Annotated in this window: 24 protein-coding genes; 13 read left to right on the forward strand and 11 right to left on the reverse strand. The window is 67.9% G+C overall.

The annotated features are described in order from the left end of the window. The first annotated feature begins 169 nt into the window (after window positions 1–169). Genes ACQHI0_RS15605 through ACQHI0_RS15625 form a run of 5 tightly spaced genes read left to right on the forward strand, consistent with a single transcriptional unit; the run spans window position 170 to window position 5,296 of the window. Window positions 170–1,291, forward strand: coding sequence for an ABC transporter ATP-binding protein (locus ACQHI0_RS15605; protein WP_427908660.1), 1,122 nt, complete (start codon window positions 170–172; stop codon window positions 1,289–1,291). Between the two features lie 30 nt (window positions 1,292–1,321). Continuing rightward, entirely contained in the window at window positions 1,322–2,692 is a 1,371-nt protein-coding gene (locus ACQHI0_RS15610) for an ABC transporter substrate-binding protein (RefSeq protein WP_427908661.1), read from the forward strand. Then, window positions 2,689–3,546, forward strand: coding sequence for a metallophosphoesterase (locus ACQHI0_RS15615; RefSeq protein WP_427908662.1), 858 nt, complete (start codon window positions 2,689–2,691; stop codon window positions 3,544–3,546). Before ACQHI0_RS15610 ends, ACQHI0_RS15615 begins: the two co-directional genes overlap by 4 nt. Further along, window positions 3,547–4,494: a carbohydrate ABC transporter permease gene (locus ACQHI0_RS15620; protein WP_427908663.1), complete on the forward strand. Its 948-nt coding sequence runs from the start codon at window positions 3,547–3,549 to the stop codon at window positions 4,492–4,494. Beyond that, a complete protein-coding gene (locus ACQHI0_RS15625) occupies window positions 4,484–5,296 on the forward strand; it encodes a carbohydrate ABC transporter permease (RefSeq protein WP_427908664.1) in 813 nt (270 codons plus the stop codon). Before ACQHI0_RS15620 ends, ACQHI0_RS15625 begins: the two co-directional genes overlap by 11 nt. Before the next feature lie 9 nt (window positions 5,297–5,305). Here ACQHI0_RS15625 and ACQHI0_RS15630 read toward each other — a convergent pair whose 3' ends face one another. The 8 genes from ACQHI0_RS15630 to ACQHI0_RS15665 form a co-directional block, all read right to left on the reverse strand. Continuing rightward, window positions 5,306–6,235: a LysR family transcriptional regulator gene (locus ACQHI0_RS15630; RefSeq protein WP_427908665.1), complete on the reverse strand. Its 930-nt coding sequence runs from the start codon at window positions 6,233–6,235 to the stop codon at window positions 5,306–5,308. A 108-nt stretch (window positions 6,236–6,343) separates the two neighbouring features. Beyond that, entirely contained in the window at window positions 6,344–7,015 is a 672-nt protein-coding gene (locus ACQHI0_RS15635; RefSeq protein ID WP_427908666.1) for an O-methyltransferase, read from the reverse strand. A 47-nt stretch (window positions 7,016–7,062) separates the two neighbouring features. Next, window positions 7,063–8,043: a hypothetical protein gene (locus tag ACQHI0_RS15640; protein ID WP_427908667.1), complete on the reverse strand. Its 981-nt coding sequence runs from the start codon at window positions 8,041–8,043 to the stop codon at window positions 7,063–7,065. 2 nt (window positions 8,044–8,045) lie between these two features. Next, on the reverse strand, window positions 8,046–8,375 hold the full coding sequence (locus ACQHI0_RS15645) for a type VII secretion target (RefSeq protein WP_427908668.1): 330 nt from the start codon (window positions 8,373–8,375) through the stop codon (window positions 8,046–8,048). Between the two features lie 109 nt (window positions 8,376–8,484). Next, window positions 8,485–9,021: a YbaB/EbfC family nucleoid-associated protein gene (locus tag ACQHI0_RS15650; protein ID WP_427908669.1), complete on the reverse strand. Its 537-nt coding sequence runs from the start codon at window positions 9,019–9,021 to the stop codon at window positions 8,485–8,487. A 202-nt stretch (window positions 9,022–9,223) separates the two neighbouring features. Further along, window positions 9,224–10,945 (reverse strand): urease subunit alpha, encoded by a 1,722-nt coding sequence (locus tag ACQHI0_RS15655; RefSeq protein ID WP_266290181.1) that lies wholly within the window; start codon window positions 10,943–10,945, stop codon window positions 9,224–9,226. Next, window positions 10,942–11,286: an urease subunit beta gene (locus tag ACQHI0_RS15660; RefSeq protein ID WP_427908670.1), complete on the reverse strand. Its 345-nt coding sequence runs from the start codon at window positions 11,284–11,286 to the stop codon at window positions 10,942–10,944. The genes ACQHI0_RS15655 and ACQHI0_RS15660 overlap by 4 nt, the downstream gene beginning before the upstream one ends. 9 nt (window positions 11,287–11,295) lie before the next feature. Continuing rightward, on the reverse strand, window positions 11,296–11,598 hold the full coding sequence (locus ACQHI0_RS15665) for an urease subunit gamma (RefSeq protein WP_427908671.1): 303 nt from the start codon (window positions 11,596–11,598) through the stop codon (window positions 11,296–11,298). A 158-nt stretch (window positions 11,599–11,756) separates the two neighbouring features. Between ACQHI0_RS15665 and ACQHI0_RS15670 the strand changes: the two genes are divergently transcribed. From ACQHI0_RS15670 to ACQHI0_RS15680, 3 genes are read left to right on the forward strand one after another with little or no spacing between them, the layout of a single operon-like run. Then, on the forward strand, window positions 11,757–12,332 hold the full coding sequence (locus tag ACQHI0_RS15670; RefSeq protein WP_427908672.1) for an exonuclease domain-containing protein: 576 nt from the start codon (window positions 11,757–11,759) through the stop codon (window positions 12,330–12,332). A 9-nt stretch (window positions 12,333–12,341) separates the two neighbouring features. After that, window positions 12,342–12,503, forward strand: a complete 162-nt coding sequence (locus tag ACQHI0_RS15675; protein ID WP_427908673.1) for a TetR/AcrR family transcriptional regulator C-terminal domain-containing protein — start codon at window positions 12,342–12,344, stop codon at window positions 12,501–12,503. Between the two features lie 23 nt (window positions 12,504–12,526). Further along, a complete protein-coding gene (locus tag ACQHI0_RS15680) occupies window positions 12,527–13,000 on the forward strand; it encodes a nuclear transport factor 2 family protein (RefSeq protein WP_427908674.1) in 474 nt (157 codons plus the stop codon). 9 nt (window positions 13,001–13,009) lie between these two features. Here ACQHI0_RS15680 and ACQHI0_RS15685 read toward each other — a convergent pair whose 3' ends face one another. Next, entirely contained in the window at window positions 13,010–13,438 is a 429-nt protein-coding gene (locus ACQHI0_RS15685; RefSeq protein ID WP_427908675.1) for a PaaI family thioesterase, read from the reverse strand. Between the two features lie 351 nt (window positions 13,439–13,789). Here ACQHI0_RS15685 and ACQHI0_RS15690 point away from each other — a divergent pair, with 351 nt between their 5' ends. Continuing rightward, window positions 13,790–14,302, forward strand: coding sequence for a L,D-transpeptidase (locus ACQHI0_RS15690; protein ID WP_427908676.1), 513 nt, complete (start codon window positions 13,790–13,792; stop codon window positions 14,300–14,302). Between the two features lie 55 nt (window positions 14,303–14,357). Here ACQHI0_RS15690 and ACQHI0_RS15695 read toward each other — a convergent pair whose 3' ends face one another. Then, window positions 14,358–15,290, reverse strand: coding sequence for a MerR family transcriptional regulator (locus ACQHI0_RS15695; RefSeq protein ID WP_427908677.1), 933 nt, complete (start codon window positions 15,288–15,290; stop codon window positions 14,358–14,360). Between the two features lie 71 nt (window positions 15,291–15,361). Between ACQHI0_RS15695 and ACQHI0_RS15700 the strand changes: the two genes are divergently transcribed. Beyond that, entirely contained in the window at window positions 15,362–15,988 is a 627-nt protein-coding gene (locus tag ACQHI0_RS15700) for a maleylpyruvate isomerase family mycothiol-dependent enzyme (protein ID WP_427908678.1), read from the forward strand. Between the two features lie 109 nt (window positions 15,989–16,097). On the opposite strand, the gene ACQHI0_RS15705 is transcribed toward ACQHI0_RS15700, so the two are convergent. Continuing rightward, complete coding sequence (locus ACQHI0_RS15705) at window positions 16,098–17,675, reverse strand: MFS transporter (RefSeq protein ID WP_427908679.1); 1,578 nt, start codon at window positions 17,673–17,675, stop codon at window positions 16,098–16,100. A gap of 148 nt (window positions 17,676–17,823) precedes the next feature. Between ACQHI0_RS15705 and ACQHI0_RS15710 the strand changes: the two genes are divergently transcribed. The 3 genes from ACQHI0_RS15710 (at window position 17,824) to ACQHI0_RS15720 (ending at window position 22,328) form a co-directional block, all read left to right on the forward strand. Then, complete coding sequence (locus ACQHI0_RS15710) at window positions 17,824–21,231, forward strand: BTAD domain-containing putative transcriptional regulator (RefSeq protein ID WP_427908680.1); 3,408 nt, start codon at window positions 17,824–17,826, stop codon at window positions 21,229–21,231. A 141-nt stretch (window positions 21,232–21,372) separates the two neighbouring features. After that, window positions 21,373–21,819 carry a nitroreductase/quinone reductase family protein gene (locus tag ACQHI0_RS15715; protein WP_427908681.1) on the forward strand — a complete coding sequence of 149 codons (447 nt, stop codon included), beginning with the start codon at window positions 21,373–21,375 and terminating at the stop codon, window positions 21,817–21,819. Then, complete coding sequence (locus tag ACQHI0_RS15720) at window positions 21,816–22,328, forward strand: pyridoxamine 5'-phosphate oxidase family protein (protein WP_427908682.1); 513 nt, start codon at window positions 21,816–21,818, stop codon at window positions 22,326–22,328. The genes ACQHI0_RS15715 and ACQHI0_RS15720 overlap by 4 nt, the downstream gene beginning before the upstream one ends. The last annotated feature ends 1,760 nt before the right edge of the window (window positions 22,329–24,088 follow it).

Genomic DNA, 24,088 nt, shown 5'->3' on the forward strand with positions numbered 1-24,088 from the left:
TCAGTCGGCGCACGCCGCAGGGCCCGACAGCCTGCGAACAACGCCTGCGGCGGTTCGATCAGCCACTGCCGACGGTGCATGTGCGGCCCAGTAGGGCCGAGATGATTGGACCGATCGACGTTCACTATCGCAACGGCGGATAGGCCGTGGCCGGCTCGACACTGGGGGCATGGCACGACTGCAGATCGAAGCGGTGTCGAAGAAGTTCGATGCCGAGTACGCGGTGCGCGAGGTGAGTCTCGACATCGCCGATGGTGAGTTCATGGTGTTGCTCGGGCCGAGCGGGTGTGGCAAGTCCACGCTGCTGCGCATGATCGCCGGGTTGGAGGAGCCGAGTGCGGGACGGATTCTGGTGGGCGGCGTCGATGTGACGGATGCGGCGCCGCAGCGGCGGGATCTGGCGATGGTGTTCCAGAGCTACGCGCTGTATCCGCATCTGTCGGTGGCCAAGAACATCGGGTTTCCGTTGCGGGCCCGGCGTCGGCCGCGGGCGGAGATCGCGCAGCGAGTGGCCGAGGTGTCGGCGACCCTGGAGATCTCGGCACTGCTGCAGCGGCGACCGGTCGCGCTGTCCGGCGGGCAGCGCCAGCGAGTCGCGTTGGCGCGGGCCATGGTTCGCGATCCCGGCGCGTTCCTGATGGACGAACCACTGTCGAACCTCGACGCGAAACTGCGCAGTGCGACCCGCGCGGAACTGATCTCGCTGCACCAGCGGCTCGGCGCGACGTTCCTCTACGTCACCCACGATCAGGTCGAGGCGATGACGATGGCCACCCGCATCGCGCTGCTCAACGAGGGCCGCGTCGAACAGTGCGGGACCCCGGAGGAACTCTACGACCGCCCGCACTCGACCTTCGTCGCCGGCTTTCTCGGCTCGCCTCCGATGAACCTGTTTCCCGCCGTCGTCACCTCGGGCGACGGCCACCTGAAGGTGATGGCCGACGGCATCGACGCCGCGCTGGACATCGCCGAGGATTCCGGCGACGCCACCGCTGTCGTCGCCGGAATCCGCCCCGAACGCCTGCGCATCGACGACACCTCGACCGATGTCCGCGGCCGGGTGCGGATGGTCGAGAACCTCGGCAGCGAAGAACTCGTGCACCTCGAGTCCGGTCTCTGTGTGCGCGCGGCCCGACCCGCCGGTGTCGCGGTGGGCGAGGACATCGCCTGCCGCGTCGACCCCGCCGACATCCACCTGTTCGACCCCGACACGGGTCTGCGCCTGACCTGGCAAGCACCCCAGCGAAATTCGGCCCCCGTCGTTGATGCGGCCGCGGTTTCCGTCCCCTGATTTCGGCACACCCCGATGAGGAGAACCACCATGAAACGCACACTGCCCGCACTGGGCGTGGCGCTCACCACCGCCATGGCGCTCACCGGCTGCGGCCTCGGCACCACCGGGTCCACCGACAGCACGACTACGGCGCAGATCCCCGAACTCACTGCCGACCAACAGGTTTCGATCGTCTTCGAGTCCTACAGCTACGGCGTGGCAGGCGCCTGGACCGACACCTTCAACGCCCTGATCGCCGACTTCAGCGCCAAGCACCCCAATATCAAGGTCACCGCGCAGAAGCCGCAGGGCAACAGCCCCAACCCGGCCACCGACACCGTCTCCAGCATCCAGAATCAGATGGTGGCGGGTTCCCCGCCCGATGTCGCCCAGCTCGGTTTCTCCGACCTGGACTTCACCATCCATCAGCTCAAGGCCAAGCCCCTCGATCAGCTGGTCGGCGCACCGGCGGTGCAGCAGAACTTCGACGGCGCCCGGCACGCCTACGCCCCGCGCGCCCGCACCCTCGACGACTGGGACGGGCACACCTACGGCGTTCCGTTCGTCTTCTCCACGCCCGTCCTGTATCTGAACGCCTCGCTGTTCACCGAGGCCGGACTCGATCCCGCCAAGCCGCCGACCACCTGGGACGAGGTCACCACCGCCGCGAAGACGATCGCCGACCGCACCGGCAAGGGCGGCGTCTACATCGACTGCCTGACCAAGACCGCCAAGGACTGGTGCTTCCAGTCTCTGGTGCGCTCCAACGGCGGCCGCGTGATCTCCGAAGACCGCAACTCCCTCACCTACGCCGACGCGCCCGCCGTCGAGGTCACCAAGATGGCGCAGAACCTGGTGACCAACGGCAGCATGCCCAAGCTCAACCAGAAGCAGGGCTACGAGGCGTTCGGCCGTGGCGAGATCGGCATGATGCTCGAAACCAGTGCGCTGCAAAGCGTTTTCACCACCGGCTCCAAGGGCAAGTGGGACCTGCGGTCGGCGCCGATGCCCGGCTTCGGCAGCAAGCCGGCCATCCCGACGAATTCCGGTGCGGGCCTGCACATCCTGTCCAACGATCCCGCCAAGCAGCGCGCCGCCTGGGAACTGATCAAGCACCTCACCAGCGAGGACTCCTACAAGAAGATCGCGCAGAACATCGGCTACCTGCCGCTGCGGACCGGCCTGCTCGAGGAAGCGGGCGGCCTGAAGGACTGGGCCGACCAGAACCCGCTGCTGCGCCCGAATGTCGCGCAGCTGGCGAACATGGAGCCGTGGGTGTCCATGCCGGGCAACAACTATCTGCAGATGCGTGACGGCATGATGGACGCCGTCGAAGCCGTCGTGTTCCAAGGCGCCGACCCGCAGTCCACGCTCACCGCCGCCCGCGCCGCGGGCACCGAACTGATGCCGAAATCATGAGCGAACTGACGATCGTCCAGATCACCGACACCCACCTGCGGCCGGAGGGCGAATTGCTCCACGGCGTCGACACCGCCGCCAATCTGACCGCGGTGCTCGAACGACTGCGGGAATTCGGGCAGCGCGTCGACGTGCTGATCTTCTCCGGTGACCTCAGCGACAACGGTTCACCCGAGGCGTACCGGCGCTTGCGGGCCGCCGTCGAGCCCGTCGCGGCCGACCTCGGCGCCGAAATCGTCTACGCGATGGGCAATCACGACGAACGCACGGCCTTCGGCATCGAACTGCTCGGCCGCGACACGGTGGACCCGGATCTGCCGCACGACCACCGTGTCGATGTCGCGGGGTTGCGCATCATCGTGCTGGACAGCACGACTCCGCACCAGCACGACGGCAGGCTCGAGCCGGAGCAACTGGCCTGGCTGGCCGAGGAACTGCGCACCCCCGCCCCGCGCGGCACCCTGCTGGTGGTGCACCACCCGCCGCTGCGTTCCCCACTCGCCACCCTCGACTTCCTCAGGTTGAAGGACGCCGAACAGCTGGCCGAGGTCGTGGCGGGCACCGATGTCCGGATGATCCTCTGCGGGCACAACCACCTCACCGGCGCGGCGGCCCTGGCCGGGATTCCGGTGTGGATCGGGCCCGCGATGGCCTACCGGGTGGACGCGATGGCGCCGGCGGGCAGGCACCGCGGGTTCGCCGGCTTCGGCTACAGCCGCATCGACGTGCTCGAGTCGACGGTGCTGGCCACCGCGATCGACGCCGCACCGGCTCACCCCGTCTACGACCGGCCGGAGTCGGAGATGCTCGAGCAGATCGCCGCGATCGTCGCCGCCCGGGCGGCGGTGAAGTAGATGTTCGTCATCGATGCACCGGCCGCGCCGATACCGCCAGTCGCGGCGAAGCCGGTGCGCCTGCGCTTCACCCGCCGCCGGGTGGCGCGGTTCGTCGCGCCGTACCTCTACCTGAGTCCGGCCCTATTCCTGCTGGTCGTGTGGACCTATCAACCGCTGGTGCAGGCCTTGCAGCTGTCGACGTACTCGTGGAACCTGCTGCCGACCGCGCCGATGACACCGGTCGGCACCGCGAATTACGAACGGCTGGTCGATCTTCCGGCGTTCTGGGGCGCGCTCGGTCGCACCGGGACACTGATTCTCGGCCTGTTGCCGTTCACGGTGGTGCTGCCGGTCGCGATCGCGATGGCGAGCAGGCGGGTCACCGGGCGGGCGCGCACGATCTATCAGGCGCTGGTGTTCGCGCCGTTCCTCGTCGCGCCGGTCGCGGCAGCCGCGGTGTGGCGCTGGCTGCTGCATCCGGGCACCGGTTTCCTCGCCCAGGTGAGCGGCTCCGACCGCAACTGGGTGTACGAGACCGAGACCGCGCAGGCGGTGATCATCGCGATCACCGCCTGGCACCTGATCGGCTTCGCGGTCCTCGTGGTGTGGGCTGGCCTGGCCGGAATCAGCGGCGATTACGACGAAGCGGCCAGGGTCGACGGTGCTTCCGCCGGTCAGATCCGGCGCTGGATCACGCTGCCACTGCTCTCGCCCACGGTGTTGTTCCTGGTCCTCACGACCGTATTGCTCAGTCCCACCCTGACTTTCCCGCTCATCGACTCGATGACCCAGGGCGGTCCCGCGCAGGCGACCACCAATATCTACTACCTGCTCTGGGACTACGCCTTCCACAGTTTCGACGCCGGTCTGAGCGCCGCGGCGGGCGTGCTGCTGTTCGTCGGCTTCGGCCTGGTGGCCGCGCTGCTGGTCTGGATCTCGGAAAAGGTTGCCGTCCATGATGATTGAACGACTGCGTGGGGTGGGCAGCCATCTGCTGCTCGCGGCCACGGCGCTGGTGTGCGTGTTCCCGATCTACTGGCTGTTCGCGACGTCGTTGCGCAGACCCGAGGACGTCACCTCGCTCTCGCCGATCCCGTGGCCGCTGTCGACGGCCAATTACCTCGACGCGGCGCAGAAGGTCGACATCGCTGGTCTGATCGCGAATACGTTCTTCGTCGCGGTGCTCTCGGCGGCCGGGCAGCTACTCATCGCGTTGCTGGCCTCCTACGCGTTCGCCATCTACACCTTCCCGCTGCAGCGGCTGCTGTATCTGGCGTTCGTCGGGGTGTGGCTGGTGCCGTTCCAGGTGACGATGCTGCCCAATTACATCCTGCTCAACGAGCTCGGCCTGATCAACACCCTGATCGGCGTCGTGCTGCCCACGCTGTGCTCGGCGCTGGCGGTGCTGCTGTTGCGCCAGCACATGTCGGCGTTCCCCAAAGAGCTCATCGCGGCCGCGAAGATCGACGGACGCTCGTCGTGGTCGATCCTGTGGACCGTGGTGGTGCCGAACCTGCGGCCCGCCCTTGCCGCGCTCGGCATCCTGCTGTTCATCAACGCGTGGAACGAGTACTTCTGGCCCGCAGTGGTTCTGCGCCAGTCCAATGCGGTTCTCCAGCTCGGGCTGCGCAGTTTCATGGGCACCGAGGGCGATCAGTGGGGGCCGATGATGGCGCTGGCCGGGCTGGCCTGCTTGCCGGTGCTGCTGCTGTACCTGGTGCTGCAGCGCCACATCGTCAACGCGTTCGTGCGGTCGGGACTGAAATGAACGACGACTTCAGGCCGTCAACAGCGGGTCGTCGGCCAGGGCAGGTGCCGAGGACGCGAGGCAATCGAGAAACATCGCCACCGCCGGATTCTGTTCGTCGGCCCGCCACACCACGTGCAGATCCAGGGTCGGGACCGGATCGACCAGCTTCACTGCCACCGGGTCGGTGTCGGAGGACCCCATCCCCGCCGACACCGCCCGCGGTAGCGAGGCGAACCCGACCAGTGGGCGCATCGAGACAATGTGGGCGGTGGCGCCCGGGTCGTCGGCGATCTGGGTGATGTTCAACGAGATTCGTGTCTGCGCGGCCGAGCGCAGGATCGTGTCGTACATCGCCGGGCACTGATCGCGGGCGAACAGCACGCAGTCCTGATCGCGCAGTTCGGCGAACGGCACGTGCGAACGGTGGGCCCAGCGGTGCTGCCTGCCGACCACCGCGACCAGCGGAATCCGGTGCAGCAGACGGCGATACCGGAAATCGGCGGTACTGGGGTGGCCGTAGACCATGGCCAGGTCGAGGGATCCGTCGGCCAAGGCGGCCAGCTGCGGCCCGGTGCGCTTCTCCCACAGTGACACCGAGATGCCGGGGTGGCGGTCGGTCAGCTGGGCCAGCGCGTCGGGCAGGATGTGCTTGCTGGCGGGCAGGTTGTAGCCGATGTTCAGGCTGCCCGCGCGACCGGCGGCGGTCGCCTTCGCAGCCTCCGCCGCCCGGTCCAGCTGGGCGATGATCTGGCGGGCCTGGAGTTCGAACTCCCGGCCCGCCGGTGTCAGGCGCACCTCGTGCGAGTTACGCGCGACCAGCTGCACGTCGAGGGACTTCTCCAGCTTCTGCAACTGGGCACTCAGGCTCGGCTGGGTCAGGTGCAGGCGCTGTGCCGCGCGTCCGAAATGCAGCTCCTCGGCGAGCGTGACGAACGAGACGAGATGGCGGAATTCCATGATGGCGGCTCCCTGAAGTCGAACACTCCCACGCTAGCCGCAGCGAATAGCCCCGGGATGAATCCCCGGCGCCCGGCAACCGCCATCCGCGTTGCCGGGCGGTGAAGATCAGGAATTCGGACCGTTCACCACCGCGTAGGCGAATCCGTCCCAGCCTTTGGCGCCGACGGTCTGGATGACGGTGGCGTCGAGGCTCGGTTCGGCGGCGAGCAGTTCGATCAGGTCGCGGCTGGCTCTAGCGTTCGGGTCCTCGGTCTGCTCGTCGGCCACCGCGCCCGCGCGCACCACATTGTCGACGATGATCACCGAACCGGGGTGGGTCAGGCGCAGCGCCCACTGTACGTAGTTGGAGTTGTTCACCTTGTCGGCGTCGATGAAGACCAGGTCGAACGGTTCGGTCAGGTCCTCGGCGACACCGGGCAGGGTGTCAAGGGCCGCGCCGACGAGGATCTCGACCCGCTCCCCCACCCCCGCACGGTCCAGATTCTCCCGGGCGACCCTGGCGTGACGGGCTTCGAATTCGAGGGTGACGACGAGGCCGCCGTCGCCGACCGCGCGCGCCAGCCACTCGGTGCTGTAGCCACCGAGAGTGCCGATCTCGAGTACCCGGCGCGCTTTCGCGGTGCGGGCCAGCAGGTTCAGCAGTTTGCCCTGCGGCGGGGAGACGTCGATGGCGGGCAGCCCCGCGTCGGCGTTGGCGGTGAGTGCGGGCACCCCTTCCTCGCCCACGAGGGTGGTGACGAGGTAATTGTCGACATCGGCCCAATCGTTGGTCGTCATAGTCGCAGTCTGCCACCGAGCACCGGCTCGCGCGTCGAGCCGAGCCGCTACTTCGCGGTCTCGACCTCGGTGACGCCCTGGATGATCTTCACCGCGCTCTGGGCCAGTGCCTTCGTGTCGATCAACGCCTGCGACAGTTTCACCAGCATCTGCGAGACCGTCATCGTGGCCAGCGAGATGTCGAACAGCGCCCGGGCGATGAGCGCCGGAGTGGCCGTACCCGCGGAGACGATCAGCAGGGCGGTCATCTCGGCGAGCATGCCCGCGAGGTTGCTGAGGATCTCGACAACGATCTCGCGCACCGTCTCCACGATGCCCTTCATCGACGTGTTGCACTCCGCCAGCACTTCGGCGACGGCGGCCTTTTCCGCGATCTTGCCCGTCAGATCTGTCGCGGTGGCCACGTAGGCCTCGGCGGCGGCGCCTGCCCATTCACCGATGCCGCTGTCGAGTGCGGCTGCCCACTGTTGCGCCGTCTCCGTCAGATGCTCGGCGATCTCCGTCCACGAATCCGAGTACGCCTGAACCATATCCGGGCTTCCGGTGATCGATTCCAGCGATTTGCGCACCGGTTCGACGTGTTCGAGCATCCAGCTCATCAGCTGCGCACCGATGAAGTTGAACGGATCGAACTTCGCCAGCGTCGAGGTGCCCTTGATCGCCTTGGCGAACATCGACCCCGCCGACGCCCAATCACCCGCGGTACCAGCCGCTGTGGAGATGGCACCGACCTTGGTCATGATCGATCCGTCGCCGGTCATCGCGTTGTAGAGGCCGAGGCCGTTCTCCCAGGTGTCGCCCTGGAGGGTGCCTTTCATGATTCCGGCGTCGGGCTCGTCCCCACCCTTCGGGACGCCCACATTGCTGAACAGGAAATTGCTTTCCTGGTAGTAGGTGTCCCGGTAGTCGACGCCGTCCTGGAGCAGGTCGTTCTGCGGCGCTTCGGCGTCGTCGAAAGTGCTCACCGCGCCGGGGAAGACCGTGTGCTCGTTGAGGAACTCGCCCGCCGCGTTGGGTCCGTCGGCCATGATCAGACGTTCCTTTCGATCTCGGCGGCCTTGCCTGTGAGATCGCCCGCACGGGTGGTGTCACACAATTCGAAAGTGTCGGCGGCGGTGCGCAGCTTGCCCGGCATCGCCGCGGCCAGGGTGTCGAGCTGGGCCAGTGTCGCGGTGATCTCGTCGTGGAGCGAGTTGAGGGTGCTCACCGCGTACGGCTTGATGAGCAGGCCGTACCCGTCGTCGGCGTGCGCGAGGTAGTTCGCCGCTTCGAGCGCCTTCCCCACCCCGCTGGACACGACATCCACCGAGCAGGCCTGCGACCTGATCGCATCCAGATCCACATTCACCAGACTGGTCACCCGAAATCCCTCCTCCGGCGAACTCGGTCGAGTCCGCAGCTCTCGATCTAGTTGGACGCGCCCCGGCCCCGTTCGGTTCCCTCGAATGTGTGCCGGGTTGGTGCGGTGACTACTGCAACCAGGATTTGCGCTGGTAGAACATGTCTTCGTCGGACGGCTCCGCGGGAGCGACAACCCGGTCACGGTCGGGTTTGCGGGTCGCGGGAACGCCGGGTTCGGCCTGCCACGGTGTCGCGGGGGCGGCGAGCCGCGCCGGCGGCGGGACGGGTGCCGACGCGGGCGGGACGAGGTCGGGGAACCGGTCGCGGTACTGGTCGACGATGGCTTCCCCGGCGTCGTCGGTGCCGACCGTGTCATGGACCAAGCCGGTGACCTGGTCACGCAAGCGCGCCTTGGCCCGGTGCGTGCAGGCCATGAGCTCGGTCGCCACGACAGTGGGATCCATGCCGCGCACCGCGGCGGTCAGGGTGATCGCGGTGGTCGAGCCGTTCGCGTCCACCGTGACGCTGATCCGGCCGTCGGCCGAGGTGGCGGTGACGCTCACCGCGGCCATGTTGGTGTGCAGCTCCTGGTAGCGCTGCGCTTTCTGCTCCAGGTCCGCCGCCCAGCGCGAGAGCTCCGCGGCGGCGTTGTTCAGGTCGTCCATGCTGTGTTCCCCTCCCGCCGGGTACCCGGCGCGCTGCGGCGGAAGGCGTGCCGGAACCCGCCCCGCTCGGATCGCGACGAGCCTAATCGAGGCGGACGCGACGGCGTTCATCAGCCCGCGCACGGTCGCAGCGAACGCGCGGCTACCCCTTGCTCACCCGGCGGCGTGCATCATGGCCTCCCACACCGCCGGGTGCGGCGGGTCAGAACAGGAAGTAGCGCTGTGCCATCGGGAGTTCGGTCGCCGGTTCTTCCGCCCAGACCTCGCCGTCGATGCGGACGGTGAAGGTGTCGGGGTCCACTTCGATGCGGGGCATGGCGTCGTTGTGGGGCATGTCGGCCTTGGTGACGCGGCGAGCGTTCTTGACCGGCACCAGCTTTCGGCGCACGTTCAAGCGGTTCGCGAGACCGTCGTCGATGGCCTGTTCGGAGACGAAGTGCAAGGAGGTGGCGGCGGCGGCGGGAGCCGCGGCGCCGAACATGGGGCGCGGGAGCACGGGCTGCGGCGTGGGGATGGAGGCGTTGGCGTCGCCCATCGCGGCCCAGGCGATCATGCCGCCCTTGAGAACCGCGTGCGGGCGGACGCCGAAGAACGCCGGCTCCCACAGCACCAGGTCGGCGAGTTTGCCGACTTCGATCGAACCGATCTCGTCGTCGAGTCCGTGCGAAACCGCCGGGCAGATCGTGTATTTGGCGATGTAGCGCTGCACGCGGGCGTTGTCGGCCGCGCCGTCGCCGGGCAGGGCACCGCGGCGGCGTTTCATCACGTGGGCGGTCTGCCAGGTGCGCATCACCACTTCACCGATGCGGCCCATCGCCTGGGAGTCCGAGCCGATCATGGAGATCGCGCCGAGGTCGTGCAGCAGATCTTCGGCCGCGATGGTGGAGGGTCGGATCCGCGATTCGGCGAAGGCGAGGTCCTCGGGGATCGACGGGCTCAGGTGGTGGCACACCATCAGCATGTCGAGGTGCTCGTCGAGGGTGTTGACGGTGTGCGGCCGGGTGGGGTTGGTGGAACTGGGCAAGACGTTGAGATGGGAAGCGACAGTGATGATGTCGGGCGCGTGGCCGCCGCCCGCACCCTCGGTGTGATACGCGTGGATGCCGCGACCCGCGATGGCGGCGAGGGTGTCCTCGACGAAACCGGCCTCGTTCAGTGTGTCCGAATGCAGGGCCACCTGCACGCCCGCCGCGTCGGCGACGGTGAGACAGGCATCGATCGCGGCCGGGGTGGAGCCCCAGTCCTCGTGCAGCTTGAAACCCGATGCGCCGCCGCGCAATTGCTCCCACATCGATTCCTGGCTGACCGTGTTGCCCTTGCCGAGCAGCACGATGTTCATCGGCCAGTGGTCGAGGGATTCCAGCATCCGCGCCAGATGCCAGGAGCCCGGTGTGACGGTGGTGGCCTTGGACCCCTCGGCGGGGCCGGTGCCGCCGCCGATGAGGGTGGTGATGCCGCCGCCGAGCGCCTCGTCCATCAGCTGCGGGCAGATGAAGTGGACGTGGCAGTCGATCGCGCCCGCGGTGAGAATGCGGCCGTTGCCCGCGATGATCTCGGTCGACGGGCCGACCACCAGGTCCCGGTGCACCCCCGACATCGTGTCGGGGTTGCCTGCCTTGCCGATGCCGCAGATGCGGCCGTCGCGGATACCGACGTCGGCCTTGATGATGCCCCAGTGGTCGATGATGACCACACCGGTGATGACGGTGTCGGGGGCGCCGTCGGCGCGGGTGGCGCGCGACTGCCCCATCGACTCGCGCAGCACCTTGCCGCCGCCGAACACCGCTTCCTCACCGGCGAGTCCCGGTCCGCCGCTGCGGTCTTCGGTGATCTCGATCAGCAGGTCGGTGTCGGCCAGGCGAATGCGGTCGCCGGTGGTCGGCCCGAACAGTTCGGCGTAGCGGGCGCGGCTCAGTTCGGTCATCGATTCTCTCCCGGACGTCGCGGTGAATTGCCGGTATCCAGCTGCCCCGGCGGGTGCATGCTGATGCCGTGGACCTCACGGGTGCCACCGAGCGGGACCAGCGAAATCCGCTGCGGCAGACCGGGTTCGAAACGAACCGCGGTGCCGGCCGGGATATCGAGCCGGTGCCCGTGGGCGGCATCACGGTCGAACTCCAGCGCGGCGTTGGACTGCGGGAAATGCACATGGCTGCCCACCTGAACCGGGCGGTCACCGGTGTTGACGACATCCAGCTCGACGCGCACCGCGCCGGCGTTCAGTTCGATCGTGCCCTCGGCACAGAGATATTCGCCGGGAATCATGGGTCTCGCCTATCCGATCGGGTGGTGCACGGTGACGAGCTTGGTCCCATCGGGAAACGTCGCCTCGACCTGCACGTCGTGGATCATCTCCGGCACCCCGTCCATCACATCGTCGCGGGTGAGCACCGACCGTCCCGACGACATCAGCTCCGCCACGGTCCGCCCGTCCCGCGCACCCTCGAGCACATGATCGGTGATCACCGCGATCGACTCGGGATGGTTCAGCTTCAACCCCCGCGCCTGCCTCCGGCGCGCCAGCTCGGCCGCATAACTCAGCAGCAACCGTTCCTGCTCGTGCGGCGACAGGCGCATTGGTTCTCTCCTCGGCGGGTCGTGTTCGGTGAGCGACATTCTGGCACGTCCCACGTCCGCGCGGAGACCGCCAGAAAGCACGACCGGGGACGACTCCGCAGCGATTAACGAGATGTTAACGAGCGCTCCACTGTCACCCGACCCGTACCGTCAGACCCATGAACGAATGGACCGGCCTGCTCAACGTGGTCGATGTGGAAGCCACCTGCTGGGCCGGTGATCCGCCTGCCGGGCAGACCAGCGAGATCATCGAGATCGGCATCACTGTTGTCGACCTCGCCGCCCGGACCAGGGTGAGCAAGCACGGGATCATCGTGCGGCCGGAGCGGTCGACGATCAGTGAGTTCTGCACCGAGCTCACCACACTCACGCAGGCGCAGGTCGACGACGAGGGCGTCGAGTTCGGCGAAGCGTGCCGCCTGCTGGTGCGCGAGTTCGCGGCGGGCGAGCGGCCATGGGCGAGTTGGGGCGACTACGACCGCAAGCAGTTCCGTACGCAGTGCGCGGCAACCGGCGTGGAGTATCCGTTCGGGCCCGAGCACACCAATGCCAAACAGGTGTTCGCCGAGTCCTACGACCTGCGGCGACGGTTGGGCATGGACCGGGCGCTTCAGCTCGCCGATATCCCCCTGGAAGGCACCCACCACCGAGGTGAGGACGACGCGTGGAACATCGGCGCGCTGGTCGTCGACGTGCTCGGCCGTGGCGGCTGGCGGGTCACCACCGTCGATTGACGCCTGCGCATGTCGGACCCGGCAACCGCGGCGGAACAGTTCCTGGTCCTGATCACCGGGCCGATGGAGGGCCGCACCCGACTCGGCACCCGCAAGGTCTCCACCGCCGAGATGCGCACCGTCGCCGCCACCGCTGTCGACACTTTCCTGCGCGCCTACGAAATCCCCTGACCCGCACGCACAAAGGACCCGCTGTGACCGGATCACTCGACACCCTGCTCGCCACGATCGAAGCCGAGCGCGCGATCTTCAAGACCTTCTACAAGTTCTTCCGGATCGCCGACACCCAGGAGAGCGAACGCTTCTCCGAGTGCTTCACCCCCGACGCACTGATCGAATACCGCATCATGCCCGGTCCGCCAGTGCTCTTCCACGGCCGCGAATCGTTCACGAACCACATGAGCCGGGTGCCGAAATCCCAGCGCGCCCTGGTGGCCCACGTGATCGGGCAGGCCACGATCGAATGGACCGGCGACCGCCCACTGCTCACCGCGTATGCCACTGTCTGGCACTGGTTTTCGACCACCGATGTGGGTAAACCCGCCGACTGGACCGTGATCGGCCTGGTCGAGGACGAGTTCGAGCGGCACGAGGGCGAATGGCTGATCTCGCACCGCGAGGTGCGCCATGTGGCAGGCAGCGTCGCCGCGGGCCGCGGCCCGCGCTGATCGACGGTGTCAGGCGGCGAGGTTCTGCAGGCGGACCTGGCCGCGGGCGACGGTGCGACCTTCCGCGTCGGTGATGACGACGACCCAGAGTTGCTGGCTGCGGCCGCGGTGGATGGGGGTGGCCTCGGCGGTGAGGAGTCCATCGCGGACCGCGCGGAGGAAGTCGGTGTTGTTGTTGACGCCGACGACCTGGCCGCGGTCACCGAACCAGACACCGCCACCGACGCTGGCCAGCGTTTCGATGACGGTGCAGAACACGCCGCCGTTCTGGATGCCTGCGGGCTGGAACAACTGGGGGTGGACGTCCCATTCGCCGCGCACCCGATCGGGGGTGACCTCGGTGTAGCGAAGGCCGATGAAATCGGTGAAGGTACCGACGCTGGCCTTGTTCATCAACTCGGGAGTGAGATCGACCAGCGAGAACGACGGGTTGCTCATACCGTCCGGTTTACACCATCCGAAACGCTGCGCCGCAGCCGGTAAGACGTAGCGGCGGACTCCGTCTCGAAAACGGAGCCCGCCGCGGCAGGATGGCGGAGTCGACCGCAGCCCTCGGGACCACCGGCTCATCCGTACGCCGAGTTCAGAGTAGGTCAGGCTTACCTAAGTAGTCAAGCGGGCGCTCCGCGGCGTGACGCGCCGATAGTGCGCCCCCGGGCTTGCTCAACACGATCGCAATACTCCATGATCGCTGATACCTCTATGTTCCGAGGCTTGTGTCGATGGTGATAGCTCATGTTCTGGGCGTACGACGACCAGGGGTGGGCGCGGCGAGAGAGGCAAGATTTCGTGAGTAGTAGTCGTATCCCCCGATGGGCTGTGCAGGCGGCGATGTGCGCGGCGGTGGTCGGGTCCGCGGTCGCAGCGCCCGTACAGGCCGAACCACTGTGGCCAGGCGGGCCCGATGTGCCCGGCGTGCCCGCCATCATTCCCGCCCCGCCGCCGGAGCCCGTGGTGGCCCCGTGCAGCGAGAAAGCTCGTGCGTGCCTGCAGTTGTCGACCAATAACGCGTGGTTGATGGACGGCGGGAAGGTCACTTTCGGGCCGAGCCCCATGTCACACGGCCGGCCCGGCTACGAAACGCCGCCCGGGGTCTTCAAGGTGGCGTTCAAGAAGCCGTTCCACTGGAGCACTCTGCACAACGCCCCCATGGAATACGCGATCTTCTTCAACGGTGATATCGCGTACCACATCGGACCCACCGAGGAGCAGTCCCACGGGTGCATCCGGTTGACCCCGGAAGGCGCCAAGGCGCACTACGAATGGCTGGAACCGGGCGACATCGTCGAAGTTGTTCCCTGAGTTCTGAACACCGGAAAGGGAGGCCACGAACGGCCTCCCTTTCCGTGTTCCGGCCCTACTTCCGCACCCCACCGCCGACGCCTGGCCGAACCGAGGAGGACAGGGCGTCGAAGAGCCAGAGCTGGGTGGCGCCGGAGGTCGCGCGTTCGCCGGTGAGAGTTGTTGTGAGGTGCCAGTATCGGCGGACCCGGTGGTCCGCGCCCGCGGCGTCGGTGAGGAGTTGGCGGCGGAAGGTCGCAGTGTCACGACGGGCTCGGGCGGTGGCGTGGACGTCGACGTAGTGGTCGAGTTCCACGCCGGGTCGGGGTGCGGTGTTCGCGGCCACGAGGGGTGCTACCGCTACGCAGGCGTCGGCCACGTCGAACAGGAGACGGCGTTCGTCGCGGATGCCGGGGGTGCTGCGGTGGCGAATGGTGTCGTACATGGCGGTGGCGATATCCGGGTTCGACACCGCGCCGATCAGTTCCGCGTAGGCGATGAGGTGTTCTGGGCGGGCGTCGGCCGTGAGCTCGGGGACGTTCATGCTGAGGAAGCCGTCGATGGCCGAGGTCGGCAGTGGGGCGAGTTGGCGGCGCCAGAAAGTTACGAGCACGTCGCGGGCAGCTCGCGGATCGACCACGGCGGCAAGCAGATCCAGCTGTTCGGCGTGTGCGTCGGGGGCGGCTGATTCGACCGCTCGCAGGAGTGCCCGGCGCCGGTGCAGTGCGTCGAGCTCGTCGTCGAGGGCGATCCGTTCGGCGGCGATCACCTCGGCGATCGACCGGGTGCCGTCCAGTACGTCCTCGATCGCGGGCAGCCCGATGCCGAAGGAACGCAACCGGCGCAGCAGCAGGAGTCGATCGACCGCGCCGGGTTCGAACACCCGGTGGCCGGTAGGCGTGCGGGCAGCGTCGAGAAGGCCCGCATCGCAGTAGAACCGGACCGTGCGCACCGCGACGCCGGTCCGGGCAGCGAGCTCGCCGATCGTCAAGTAGGTGATGTGAGTCACTTTCGCTGGCACCTCCACCTCGGTGGAACTCCTACGGTACCGAGGACACCCACGCGACGGAGGTTCCAACGATGGCCGAACTGGACACGATGAACGACACGATCTGGGAGGCGGTAGCCGAGGAGCGCTCCACGCTGGTCGAATTACTGCGCGAGCTGCCCGAATCGGCGTGGGACACCGCGTCGCTGTGCGAGGGGTGGCGGGTCAGGGATGTGGCGGCACACCTGGTGCTGGCCACCCGCGTCACGATCGTCTCGCTGCTGGTGAATCTGATCCGCGCTCGCGGCAATACCGACCGGCTCATCCACGACACCGCGGTTCGGCACGCCGACCGCACCCCGACCGCCGCGTTGCTCGCCGAGCTCCGCGCCACCATCGACTCCAGAGCCATCCCGGTGGGCACCACACCGATCGACCGCCTGATGGACCTGTTGGTCCACGGCCAGGACATTGCCGTTCCACTCGGTATCGACCGGGTCATGCCCTCGACGCCGGCGCGACTCGCACTGGACCGCGTGTGGACGATGGGCGCGCCCTTCCACGCCCAAGATCGGCTGGTGGGATACGCGCTCACTGCCACCGACACCGCGTGGGCCGCGGGCAACGGCACGCCGATCACCGGCACCGCGGCGGCACTACTGATGATCGTGACCGGTCGCCGCTCCCCCGCCGAGCGAGCCGACGGGAACAGCGACTGACTCCGTCGGCACGCTGCGGTCATCGCCGCCGACCGACAACGCAGTACAGCGATCCGTAGCACCGGTGAGGTGCCACGGATCGCAGTGTTCGACGGGGATCCCGCGGCGATCAGACGGCGACGGTGGTTCGCCCGGCGCCACCATCCGCCGCCGAAACCTCCTTTGCCTCATCGATTTCCGGCACGGAAGTCGCACCGGCCGGAATTCGTCGCAGCAATGCCACCGCCAGCACCGCACCCGCGGCCGAGAGCACAGCAGCGGTCAACGCGGCGGCGTTCAGGCCGTTGGTGAAGGCTTCACGAGCGGCGGCGATGACCGAGTCGGCGAGATCGGCGGGCAGCGATTGCGCCGAACTCAGTGCTCCCGGCAGGGTTTCCGCGGCGGCACCCTCGGCGTCGGACATGTCGGCGCGGTAGATCGCGGCGCCCACGCTGCCGAGCAGGGCGACTCCCGATGCCACGCCGAGGTCGCTGGCGGTGCTGTTCACGGCCGAGGCCGCGCCCGCCTTCTCCGCCGGTGCGGCCCCGATGACCAGACCCGGGATCAGTGCCATCGCCGGGGCGATGCCCGGGTAGAGGATGTAGAAACCGACGATCAGCAGGGGCAGCCCGGCTTCGCTTGCGACCTGGGTGAGGACCAGATAGCCGATTGCGGAGACGGTCAGACCGGCCGCGATGAGGTAGGCGGGGCGAATGCGGCGAGCGAGGGCGGGGGTGACGGTGGAGACGATGACCAGACCGAGGGCGGCGGGCAGGATCCACAGCCCGGCCGCCAGCGGCGACTGGGCCGCGACCAACTGCAGGTACTGGGTGAACAGCAGATACACCCCGCCGAGGGCGATGGCGGCGAGCATGTACACACCGAGCGAACCGCTGAACGTCCGGTTGGCGAACAGTCGCACATCGAGCAGCGGATCCGCCAGGCGCAGCTGCCTGCGGACGAAGACCACCGCGAACAGCACACCGGCGAGCAATGTGAGCACCGATTCGGCGGCGATCCCGGACTCGGCCAGCTTCTTCACGCCGTAGACGAACGGCAGCAGCGCGGCCAGCGACAGCGCGACGCTGATCGGATCGAGCCGACCCGCGAGCGGTGCACGGTATTCGGGGATCAGCACCGGCACCGCGAGCACGACCAGCACCATGACCGGCACACCGATGAGCATCGACGCACCCCACCACAGCGACGCGAGCATCAGACCGCCGAGCAGCGGCCCGAGCGCCACACCCGCCGAGACCGACGCGGCCCAGAGTCCGATGGCGGTGGCGCGCTGCCGGTCGTCGCGGAACATGGTCGTGATCAGCGACAGCGTGGCGGGCATGACGGCCGACGCACCGAGGCCCATCACCGCGCGAGCCGCGATCAGCAGTTCGGGGCCCGGTGCGAACGCGGCGACGATCGAGGCGATGCCGAACAGCACCGCACCCGCCAGCAACAGCCTGCGGCGGCCGAGCCGGTCACCGAGGGTGCCCATGGTGACGAGGAACCCGGCCATCACGAATCCGTAGATGTCGTTGATCCACAACAGCTGGCCGCTGCTGGGCGACAGGTCGGCCGCGATATAGGGGGTGGCGAGGAACAGCACGGTCATGGTCAGGAACAGCAGGACCGTCGGCAGCAGCAGGACCGCCAGACCCAGCCATTGGCGGGTGCCAGCCCGCTCGGGGGTATCGGTGAACTCGGACATCAGGAGTTTCCCTTCTCAGGTTCGAACTTGCGAGCAACAGTGCCGAGCCGCACTTCGGGAACCCTTCGGGTCGACTCCAGACGACCTCGAGCCGCGCACCGCGGTGCGGGCCACCTCGCATCGTCGACCCCCGTTTAGGGTGGGTGACATGCGTTTCGGAGTGCTCGGTCCGCTGGCGGTCTGGACCGACGACGGTCAGCCCGTCCGGGTTCCAGAGCTCAAGGTGCGGGTACTGCTCGGCGCGCTGTTGGTGGAACCCGGCCGGATCGTGCCCGCCGATCGACTGGTCGAGGACCTGTGGGGCACGGCGTTGCCCGCCAACCCGGCCGGCTCCTTGCAGACCAGGGCCTCGCAATTGCGGCGGGTCCTCGGCGACGCCGAAGCGGGCGGGCGGGAGTTGCTGGTATCGCGCTCCCCCGGCTATCTCCTCGACGTCGCCGCGGGTGCCGTCGACTCCCAGGTGTTCCAGCTGTTGCTCCAGCGGGCGCGCGCCACCGACGACACCGCCACGCGCGCAACACTTCTCGCGGAAGCGCTCGCATTGTGGCGCGGCGAGGTCTTGGCCGATCTCACCGATCACGACTTCGCGCGGATCCCGGTACTTCGGCTCGCGGAACAGCGGCTCACCGCGGTCGAGGAACTCGCGCAGGCCCGGATCGCCCTCGGCGAACACGACCGGGTCGCCGACGAGCTCGGTGAGCTCACCGAACTCCACCCACTGCGTGAACGTCTGCGGGCCGCCCACATGCTGGCGCTGTACCGATCGGGACGACACGGGGAGGCCCTGGATTCCTATCGGCGACTGCGCGAGCACCTGGCCGAGGAGCTCGGCCTCGACCCGAGTCCCGAGCTCGCCGGCCTGCATCGTGCTGTGCTGGAACAGGATCCGGCGCTGGGCGCGCCGGTTCGGACCGCGCCCAGCGCCTCCGTGACCCCGCGCCCCACGCTGCCAGTGCCGGTGACCTCGCTGATCGGGCGCGACGACGATCTCGCCGCGATCGACGCGCTGATCCGGGCCGAACGACTGGTGACCCTCACCGGACCCGGTGGGGTCGGCAAGACCCGTCTCGCCTTGGCCACCGCCGCGGCCGACTCGGCGCGCGACGGCGTCTTGTTCGTCGAGCTCGCCGGCCTGTGCCTCGACGCCGAACCGGACAGCGCGCTGACGACACTCACCGAGGTGGTGGCGGCAGCCTTCGATATCCGCGACGATTCCGCGGGTTCGAGCCCGTTCCCGGTGCGCGGCAACGGCACTCAGCTCAACCGTCTCGCCGACGCGGTGCGCGCCAAACAGGTGCTGCTCGTGCTGGACAACGGTGAGCACGTCGTCGACGCGGCCGCCGCGATCGTGTCGCGACTGCTGGCCGCCGCGCCGGAACTGCGCGTGCTGGTCACCAGCCAGGTACCGCTGAACATCGCGGGCGAACACATCTGGCCGGTGGCCCCGTTGCCCCTGCCCACCACGCGAACCTCACGGGTCGCCGAGGCGTCCGACAGTAACGCGGCGCAGCGTGGCGGGCCCGAGATCCGCTCCGCGACGGCTACGCGGGCGCAGGAACATCCGCATGACGGCACTGCCCGGTCGAGTGACGTGGAGACCTCGCCTGCCGCACAGCTTTTCGTCGAGCGCGCCCGCTCGAGCGCGCCCGGCTTCGCGGTCACCGATGACAATGCCGACGCCGTCGCCGCTATCGTCACCCATCTCGACGGCCTGCCGCTGGCCCTCGAGCTGGCGGCGACGCGGGTGCGCGCACTCGGTGTCCATGCGGTCGCCGAGCGGATCGAGGACCGTTTCACCCTGCTGTCGTCGGGGTATCGCGATGCGCCGGACCGTCAGCGCACCCTGCGCGCGGTGATCGATTGGAGCTGGGAGCTCCTCGACGAGGCCGAACGTTCGGTACTGCGGCGTCTTTCGGCGCAGGCCGACGGCGGCACCCTGGAGTCGGCCAAGGCGGTGTGCGCGGGCGGTGACGTCGAGGGTGTCGATGTGGCGGAGGTGCTGGCCCGCTTGGTCGACCGTTCCCTCGTCATCACGCCCGGCGCCGATTCCCGACCGCGCTACCGCCTGCTGAAATCGGTCGCCGCCTACGGTATCGACCGGTTGCGGGAGAGCGGCGAGGAATCCGCCACTCGGCGGCGGCATCTCGACTACTACGTCGCCTTCGCCGAACGCGCCGACCAGCACCTGCGCACCGCTGACCAGCGACGCTGGCTGGCCAGGCTCGACGCCGAGTCGGCGGACCTGCGCCGGGCACTCGAAACCGCCTGCGCGACAGAACGATCCGGCGAAGCGCTGCGCTTGGTCAACGCGCTCGCCTGGTACTGGGTGATGCGCGGCCGGTTGGCCGAGGGCATTCGATCCCTCGGCATCGCACTGGCCGTGCCGGGCGGGACCGATCCCGCCGAACGCCGGGTCGCCCTGCTGTGGCGGCGCGCCCTCGAGCTCGGCGCGGGCCGCACCAACGACACACCGGCCAGCGACCAGTCGGCGCCGGGGAACGGGGGCGATACCACCGCCGAACACACCGGGTCAGTGGGCACGGCCGACCGATCGCAGGCTGTCGAACACCGCCTACCGGCGGAGTTGCGCGCCCGGTGGTATCTCGCGCACGTGCACACCGGATTCGCCGCGCAGCGGGGGATGGACAGCGCGGCCGACCTGCGAACCGCCTTCGCCGGCGACGACTGGGGCGTCGCGGCGGCCTCGGTATCGCTGGCCCGCGAGGCGTTCTCCCGCGGCGATCTGGCCGGGTTGGGTGAACACGCGGGGCGCAGCATGGACCTGTTCACGCGGGTGGGCGATCGCTGGGGGCAGGGTATCGCGGGATTCCTGCTCGGCAGCCACGCCGAGGTGACCGGCGACCTCGACGCGGCCCGTGACCACCACCGGACCGCGCTGGCGACCGCCGAGGAACTCGGACTGTGGACCGAGGTCGGTGAGCGGCTCACTTCCCTCGGCCGGATCGCGTTGCTGCGCGGCGAACTCGAACGCAGCGCCGACCTGCACGAACGAGCCCGTCGGGTCGCGGTCGAGCAGGGTCACCTCGTGGGCGAGGAGTCCGCGGTGCTCGGGCTCGGGTTGGTCGCGCGGCGCCGCGGCCACCTTCGCGCGGCCCGCGAACATCTCAGCGCCTGGCTGGACTGGCACCTGCGGGCCGGATCGCATTTCGGCGCCGCCCTGATCCTCGCCGAACTCGGGTTCACCGCGGAGCTGGCGGCTGACGCCGACGACGCCGAACAACAGCACCTGCGCGGGCTGGACTCCGCGCTGCGCACCGGCGATCCCCGCGCCCACGCGCTCGCGCTGGAAGGCCTGGCCGGAGCCCGTTCGCTCGCCGGGCATTCCACGCACGCGGCCCAGCTGCTCGGCGCCGCCGACGCACTCCGCCGGTCCACCGGCGCCCCGCTGCCCGACGCCGAGCGCGGCGACGTCAACCGCATCGGGGCGCGCATCATCGCCGATATCGGCGCCGGCCAATTCGCCACCGAACTCGACACCGGCCGGGCCACCGACCCCCACACTCTGCACTCCGCCCGAACTCCGAGTCGACCCTGAGTCCAGCGGGCAACACAGAGCCGCACCACCGCACCGAGCCGACTCACGAGTGCGGCCGGCATGCGCCGGTCGCCGCACCCGCGCCGGATACCTCGAGTCGACCCTGAGTTCACCCGAAGGCCGCAGGCGCAGGGTGAATCCATGACTCCCACCGTGACCGACAGCCCCGATCCCTCGGTGACCGACCACGTCCGCCGTTACCTCGCCACCGACGGGCGTGACGGCTTCCTCGAAGGCGGCACCACCAACCTCGTTCTCACCACCGTCGGCCGCCGCACCGGCGTGCGCAGGCGCACCGGACTGTTCTTCGGCGACGACGGCGACCGCCTCGTCCTGGTGGCCTCCGGTTCGGTGCCGGGCCGTGCCGAGCTCCCGCAGTGGTACCGGAATCTGCTTGCCACACCAGAGGCGGAGGTCCAGGTCAGAGCAGATCGGTTCCGGGTGCGAGCGCGCGTCGCCGAAGGCCAGGAGTATCAACGGCTCTGGCAGTCGATGCTCGCGCAAGCACCCGTCTACCGCCACTACGCACGACTGGCCGCGCAGCCGATTCCGGTCGTCGTGCTCGAACGCGTCGAGGAGCGGAAATGAGTACCCGCGGCCGCGCCCAGGTCCACACTTTCGCCGATATCAAAGCCGACTTCGACGCCATCGTCGGCACCGTCAACTACGCGACCATGACCACGGTCGACGCCGAGGGCCGACCGCGGTCGCGCGTCTTGATTCCGGTCTGGGAAACCGAGCCCGACCGCCCGGTCGGCTGGCTCGGCACCTATCGCACGCCGGTGAAAGCCGCCCATATCGCGGGAAATCCGCACGTGACATTTTCCTATTGGAGCCCGGCGCAGAACACCGTCGCCGTCGACACGGTGGCCGAATGGACCGACGACCCCGGCGAGCGGGCACACGTGTGGGACCTGTACCGGCACGGCAGTCCGCCCGGCGCGGGCTATGACCCCCGGCAGTTCTGGCAGGGGCCGCAAGACCCCGCCTTCCAGGTACTTCGCCTCGATCCGTGGCGCATCCAGGTGTTGCGGCGCCAGGATCTGGTCAGCGGAATTCCGGCCCGGATCTGGCGCGGCCCGCTCCAGGGGGATTGACAGAAACGGCGGTGAACGCCACCGTTCACCGCCGATCTGACGTGACTGGACATCTGTACAGGTCACGGCGCGATCCTTCGTGACAGGTACCAATACCGACGACCATTTCCACCGGGAAGGATCCTGAGCCGAATTACGCGAATCGGGCGATTTCCTTGCCGGAGAAAATTCGCGGAGCTACGTTACCCACATCACAACAGAGATCTGATTGTGATCCACATCCCGGCCGACGATATCCCCATTTTCCGGCGGGATGCTTACCGATCATGCAAGGAGATTCACCATGGGTTCGCTGACGGAGATAATGATGGCCGCAATTGCGGGACTGGGTTCCATGGTCGAGGGCGACGGCCTTCTCGCCGTATTCCTCGGCTCGGTCGAAGCCTTCTTCCCGTAAACCGCGTCACCCGACGAACACTGCTGAACTCGAGGACGAGTTCGCTATTCATTTCAGCACCCGAGGAGAACGCACAATGGGATCACTCTACGAATTGATGCAGACCGGCGCAGGCAGCCTGAGCGAAGCCGTCCTGCCTTTCATTCAGGCACTGATCTCGGTCAGCGGCGGTACGCCGACGCCGGGTAAGTAATACGCGGCAATGCCGTCGGGGGTGGGCCGTTCACGGTCCACCCCCGATCCATTCCTACCGACCTGGCCGAGTGGTGTCAACGCCGCATTTTGATAGCGTCTATGCATAATAGGACACAATCGCGAGCCGGAAAAAAGAGGAATGCCGATATCGTCTCACTCACCGGGAATCTCAGGTCCCGGCAAACGGTCCGGCAACAGGCATCCGCAACGGCAGGACCCACTTCAGCCACAGCCATCGACACCTTCTCCGCCAGGGGATCGCCGGGCCGGCGATGCCGGTCTCCTCACCCACTCTTCGAATTCACCGCAGATCAGCCTACTCATCGCCGATATCAATCCCCCTTGACGCACTCACGATGAACGTGCGCGTTCGCAGCGAAACGGTCGCTTACTGTGCCAGACAGTCGCAGTAACTACAGGTCACACGTAGTCCCCGGACGCGCTGCGGCAATCGCCGAACAGCTTCCATCGGGAAAGAAAAAAATGAACGATTCACCGTGAGTGAAACATCGGCTTGCCACACATCTGCAGCGGCGCTACGTTACCGGCATCACATCAGCTACCGATCGTGATGACCACCCGGACCGTGGGGGCCACCCCAGTTCCGGGGGCTAGACAACAGCGCAAGGAGAGACATCATGGGCTCATTCGATGAGCTGCTGCTGGGCGTCCTGGAAGGAATGGCGTCCGCGAACTCGGGCGACCTCCTGCTCGGGACTTTCCTGGGCTCGCTGGAAGCGTTCTTCTCGTAGCCCGATCACCTCATCTTCAGGAGTTACACGTGGGATCCTTTTACGAATTGTTCTCGACCGGCATGGCCAGTCTCGGCAATGGCGCGCTGCCCTTCGTCGACGCACTGATCAGCGCGAGCGGCGGACCCTACACCGGCTAGCCGCCAGCACGCAGTTTGTTCCACCACCAAGCAAGGAGATTCACACATGGGTTCACTGACCGAGATCATGATGGCCGCGATCGCCGGACTGGGTTCCGCGGCCGAAGGCGACGGCCTGCTCGCCGCCTTCCTGGGTTCGGTAGAAGCCTTCTTCCCGTAATCCGATCCACCTCACTACCAGGAGTTTCACATGGGTTCCCTTTACGAACTGATGCAGACCGGCGCGGGCAGCCTGAGCAACGCGGCCCTGCCCTTCGTCCAGGCGCTGATCAGCGC

This window comes from Nocardia sp. FBN12, assembly GCF_050320175.1.
GTDB lineage: Bacteria > Actinomycetota > Actinomycetes > Mycobacteriales > Mycobacteriaceae > Nocardia.

Coding starts and splice junctions, on each gene's coding strand:
- ACQHI0_RS15605 (WP_427908660.1), top strand. CDS start 170: ATGGCACGACTGCAGATCGAAGCGGTGTCGAAGAAGTTCGATGCCGAG.
- ACQHI0_RS15610 (WP_427908661.1), top strand. CDS start 1,322: ATGAAACGCACACTGCCCGCACTGGGCGTGGCGCTCACCACCGCCATG.
- ACQHI0_RS15615 (WP_427908662.1), top strand. CDS start 2,689: ATGAGCGAACTGACGATCGTCCAGATCACCGACACCCACCTGCGGCCG.
- ACQHI0_RS15620 (WP_427908663.1), top strand. CDS start 3,547: ATGTTCGTCATCGATGCACCGGCCGCGCCGATACCGCCAGTCGCGGCG.
- ACQHI0_RS15625 (WP_427908664.1), top strand. CDS start 4,484: ATGATGATTGAACGACTGCGTGGGGTGGGCAGCCATCTGCTGCTCGCG.
- ACQHI0_RS15630 (WP_427908665.1), bottom strand. CDS start 6,235: ATGGAATTCCGCCATCTCGTCTCGTTCGTCACGCTCGCCGAGGAGCTG.
- ACQHI0_RS15635 (WP_427908666.1), bottom strand. CDS start 7,015: ATGACGACCAACGATTGGGCCGATGTCGACAATTACCTCGTCACCACC.
- ACQHI0_RS15640 (WP_427908667.1), bottom strand. CDS start 8,043: ATGGCCGACGGACCCAACGCGGCGGGCGAGTTCCTCAACGAGCACACG.
- ACQHI0_RS15650 (WP_427908669.1), bottom strand. CDS start 9,021: ATGGACGACCTGAACAACGCCGCCGCGGAGCTCTCGCGCTGGGCGGCG.
- ACQHI0_RS15655 (WP_266290181.1), bottom strand. CDS start 10,945: ATGACCGAACTGAGCCGCGCCCGCTACGCCGAACTGTTCGGGCCGACC.
- ACQHI0_RS15660 (WP_427908670.1), bottom strand. CDS start 11,286: ATGATTCCCGGCGAATATCTCTGTGCCGAGGGCACGATCGAACTGAAC.
- ACQHI0_RS15665 (WP_427908671.1), bottom strand. CDS start 11,598: ATGCGCCTGTCGCCGCACGAGCAGGAACGGTTGCTGCTGAGTTATGCG.
- ACQHI0_RS15670 (WP_427908672.1), top strand. CDS start 11,757: ATGAACGAATGGACCGGCCTGCTCAACGTGGTCGATGTGGAAGCCACC.
- ACQHI0_RS15675 (WP_427908673.1), top strand. CDS start 12,342: ATGTCGGACCCGGCAACCGCGGCGGAACAGTTCCTGGTCCTGATCACC.
- ACQHI0_RS15685 (WP_427908675.1), bottom strand. CDS start 13,438: ATGAGCAACCCGTCGTTCTCGCTGGTCGATCTCACTCCCGAGTTGATG.
- ACQHI0_RS15700 (WP_427908678.1), top strand. CDS start 15,362: ATGGCCGAACTGGACACGATGAACGACACGATCTGGGAGGCGGTAGCC.
- ACQHI0_RS15705 (WP_427908679.1), bottom strand. CDS start 17,675: ATGTCCGAGTTCACCGATACCCCCGAGCGGGCTGGCACCCGCCAATGG.
- ACQHI0_RS15710 (WP_427908680.1), top strand. CDS start 17,824: ATGCGTTTCGGAGTGCTCGGTCCGCTGGCGGTCTGGACCGACGACGGT.
- ACQHI0_RS15715 (WP_427908681.1), top strand. CDS start 21,373: ATGACTCCCACCGTGACCGACAGCCCCGATCCCTCGGTGACCGACCAC.
- ACQHI0_RS15720 (WP_427908682.1), top strand. CDS start 21,816: ATGAGTACCCGCGGCCGCGCCCAGGTCCACACTTTCGCCGATATCAAA.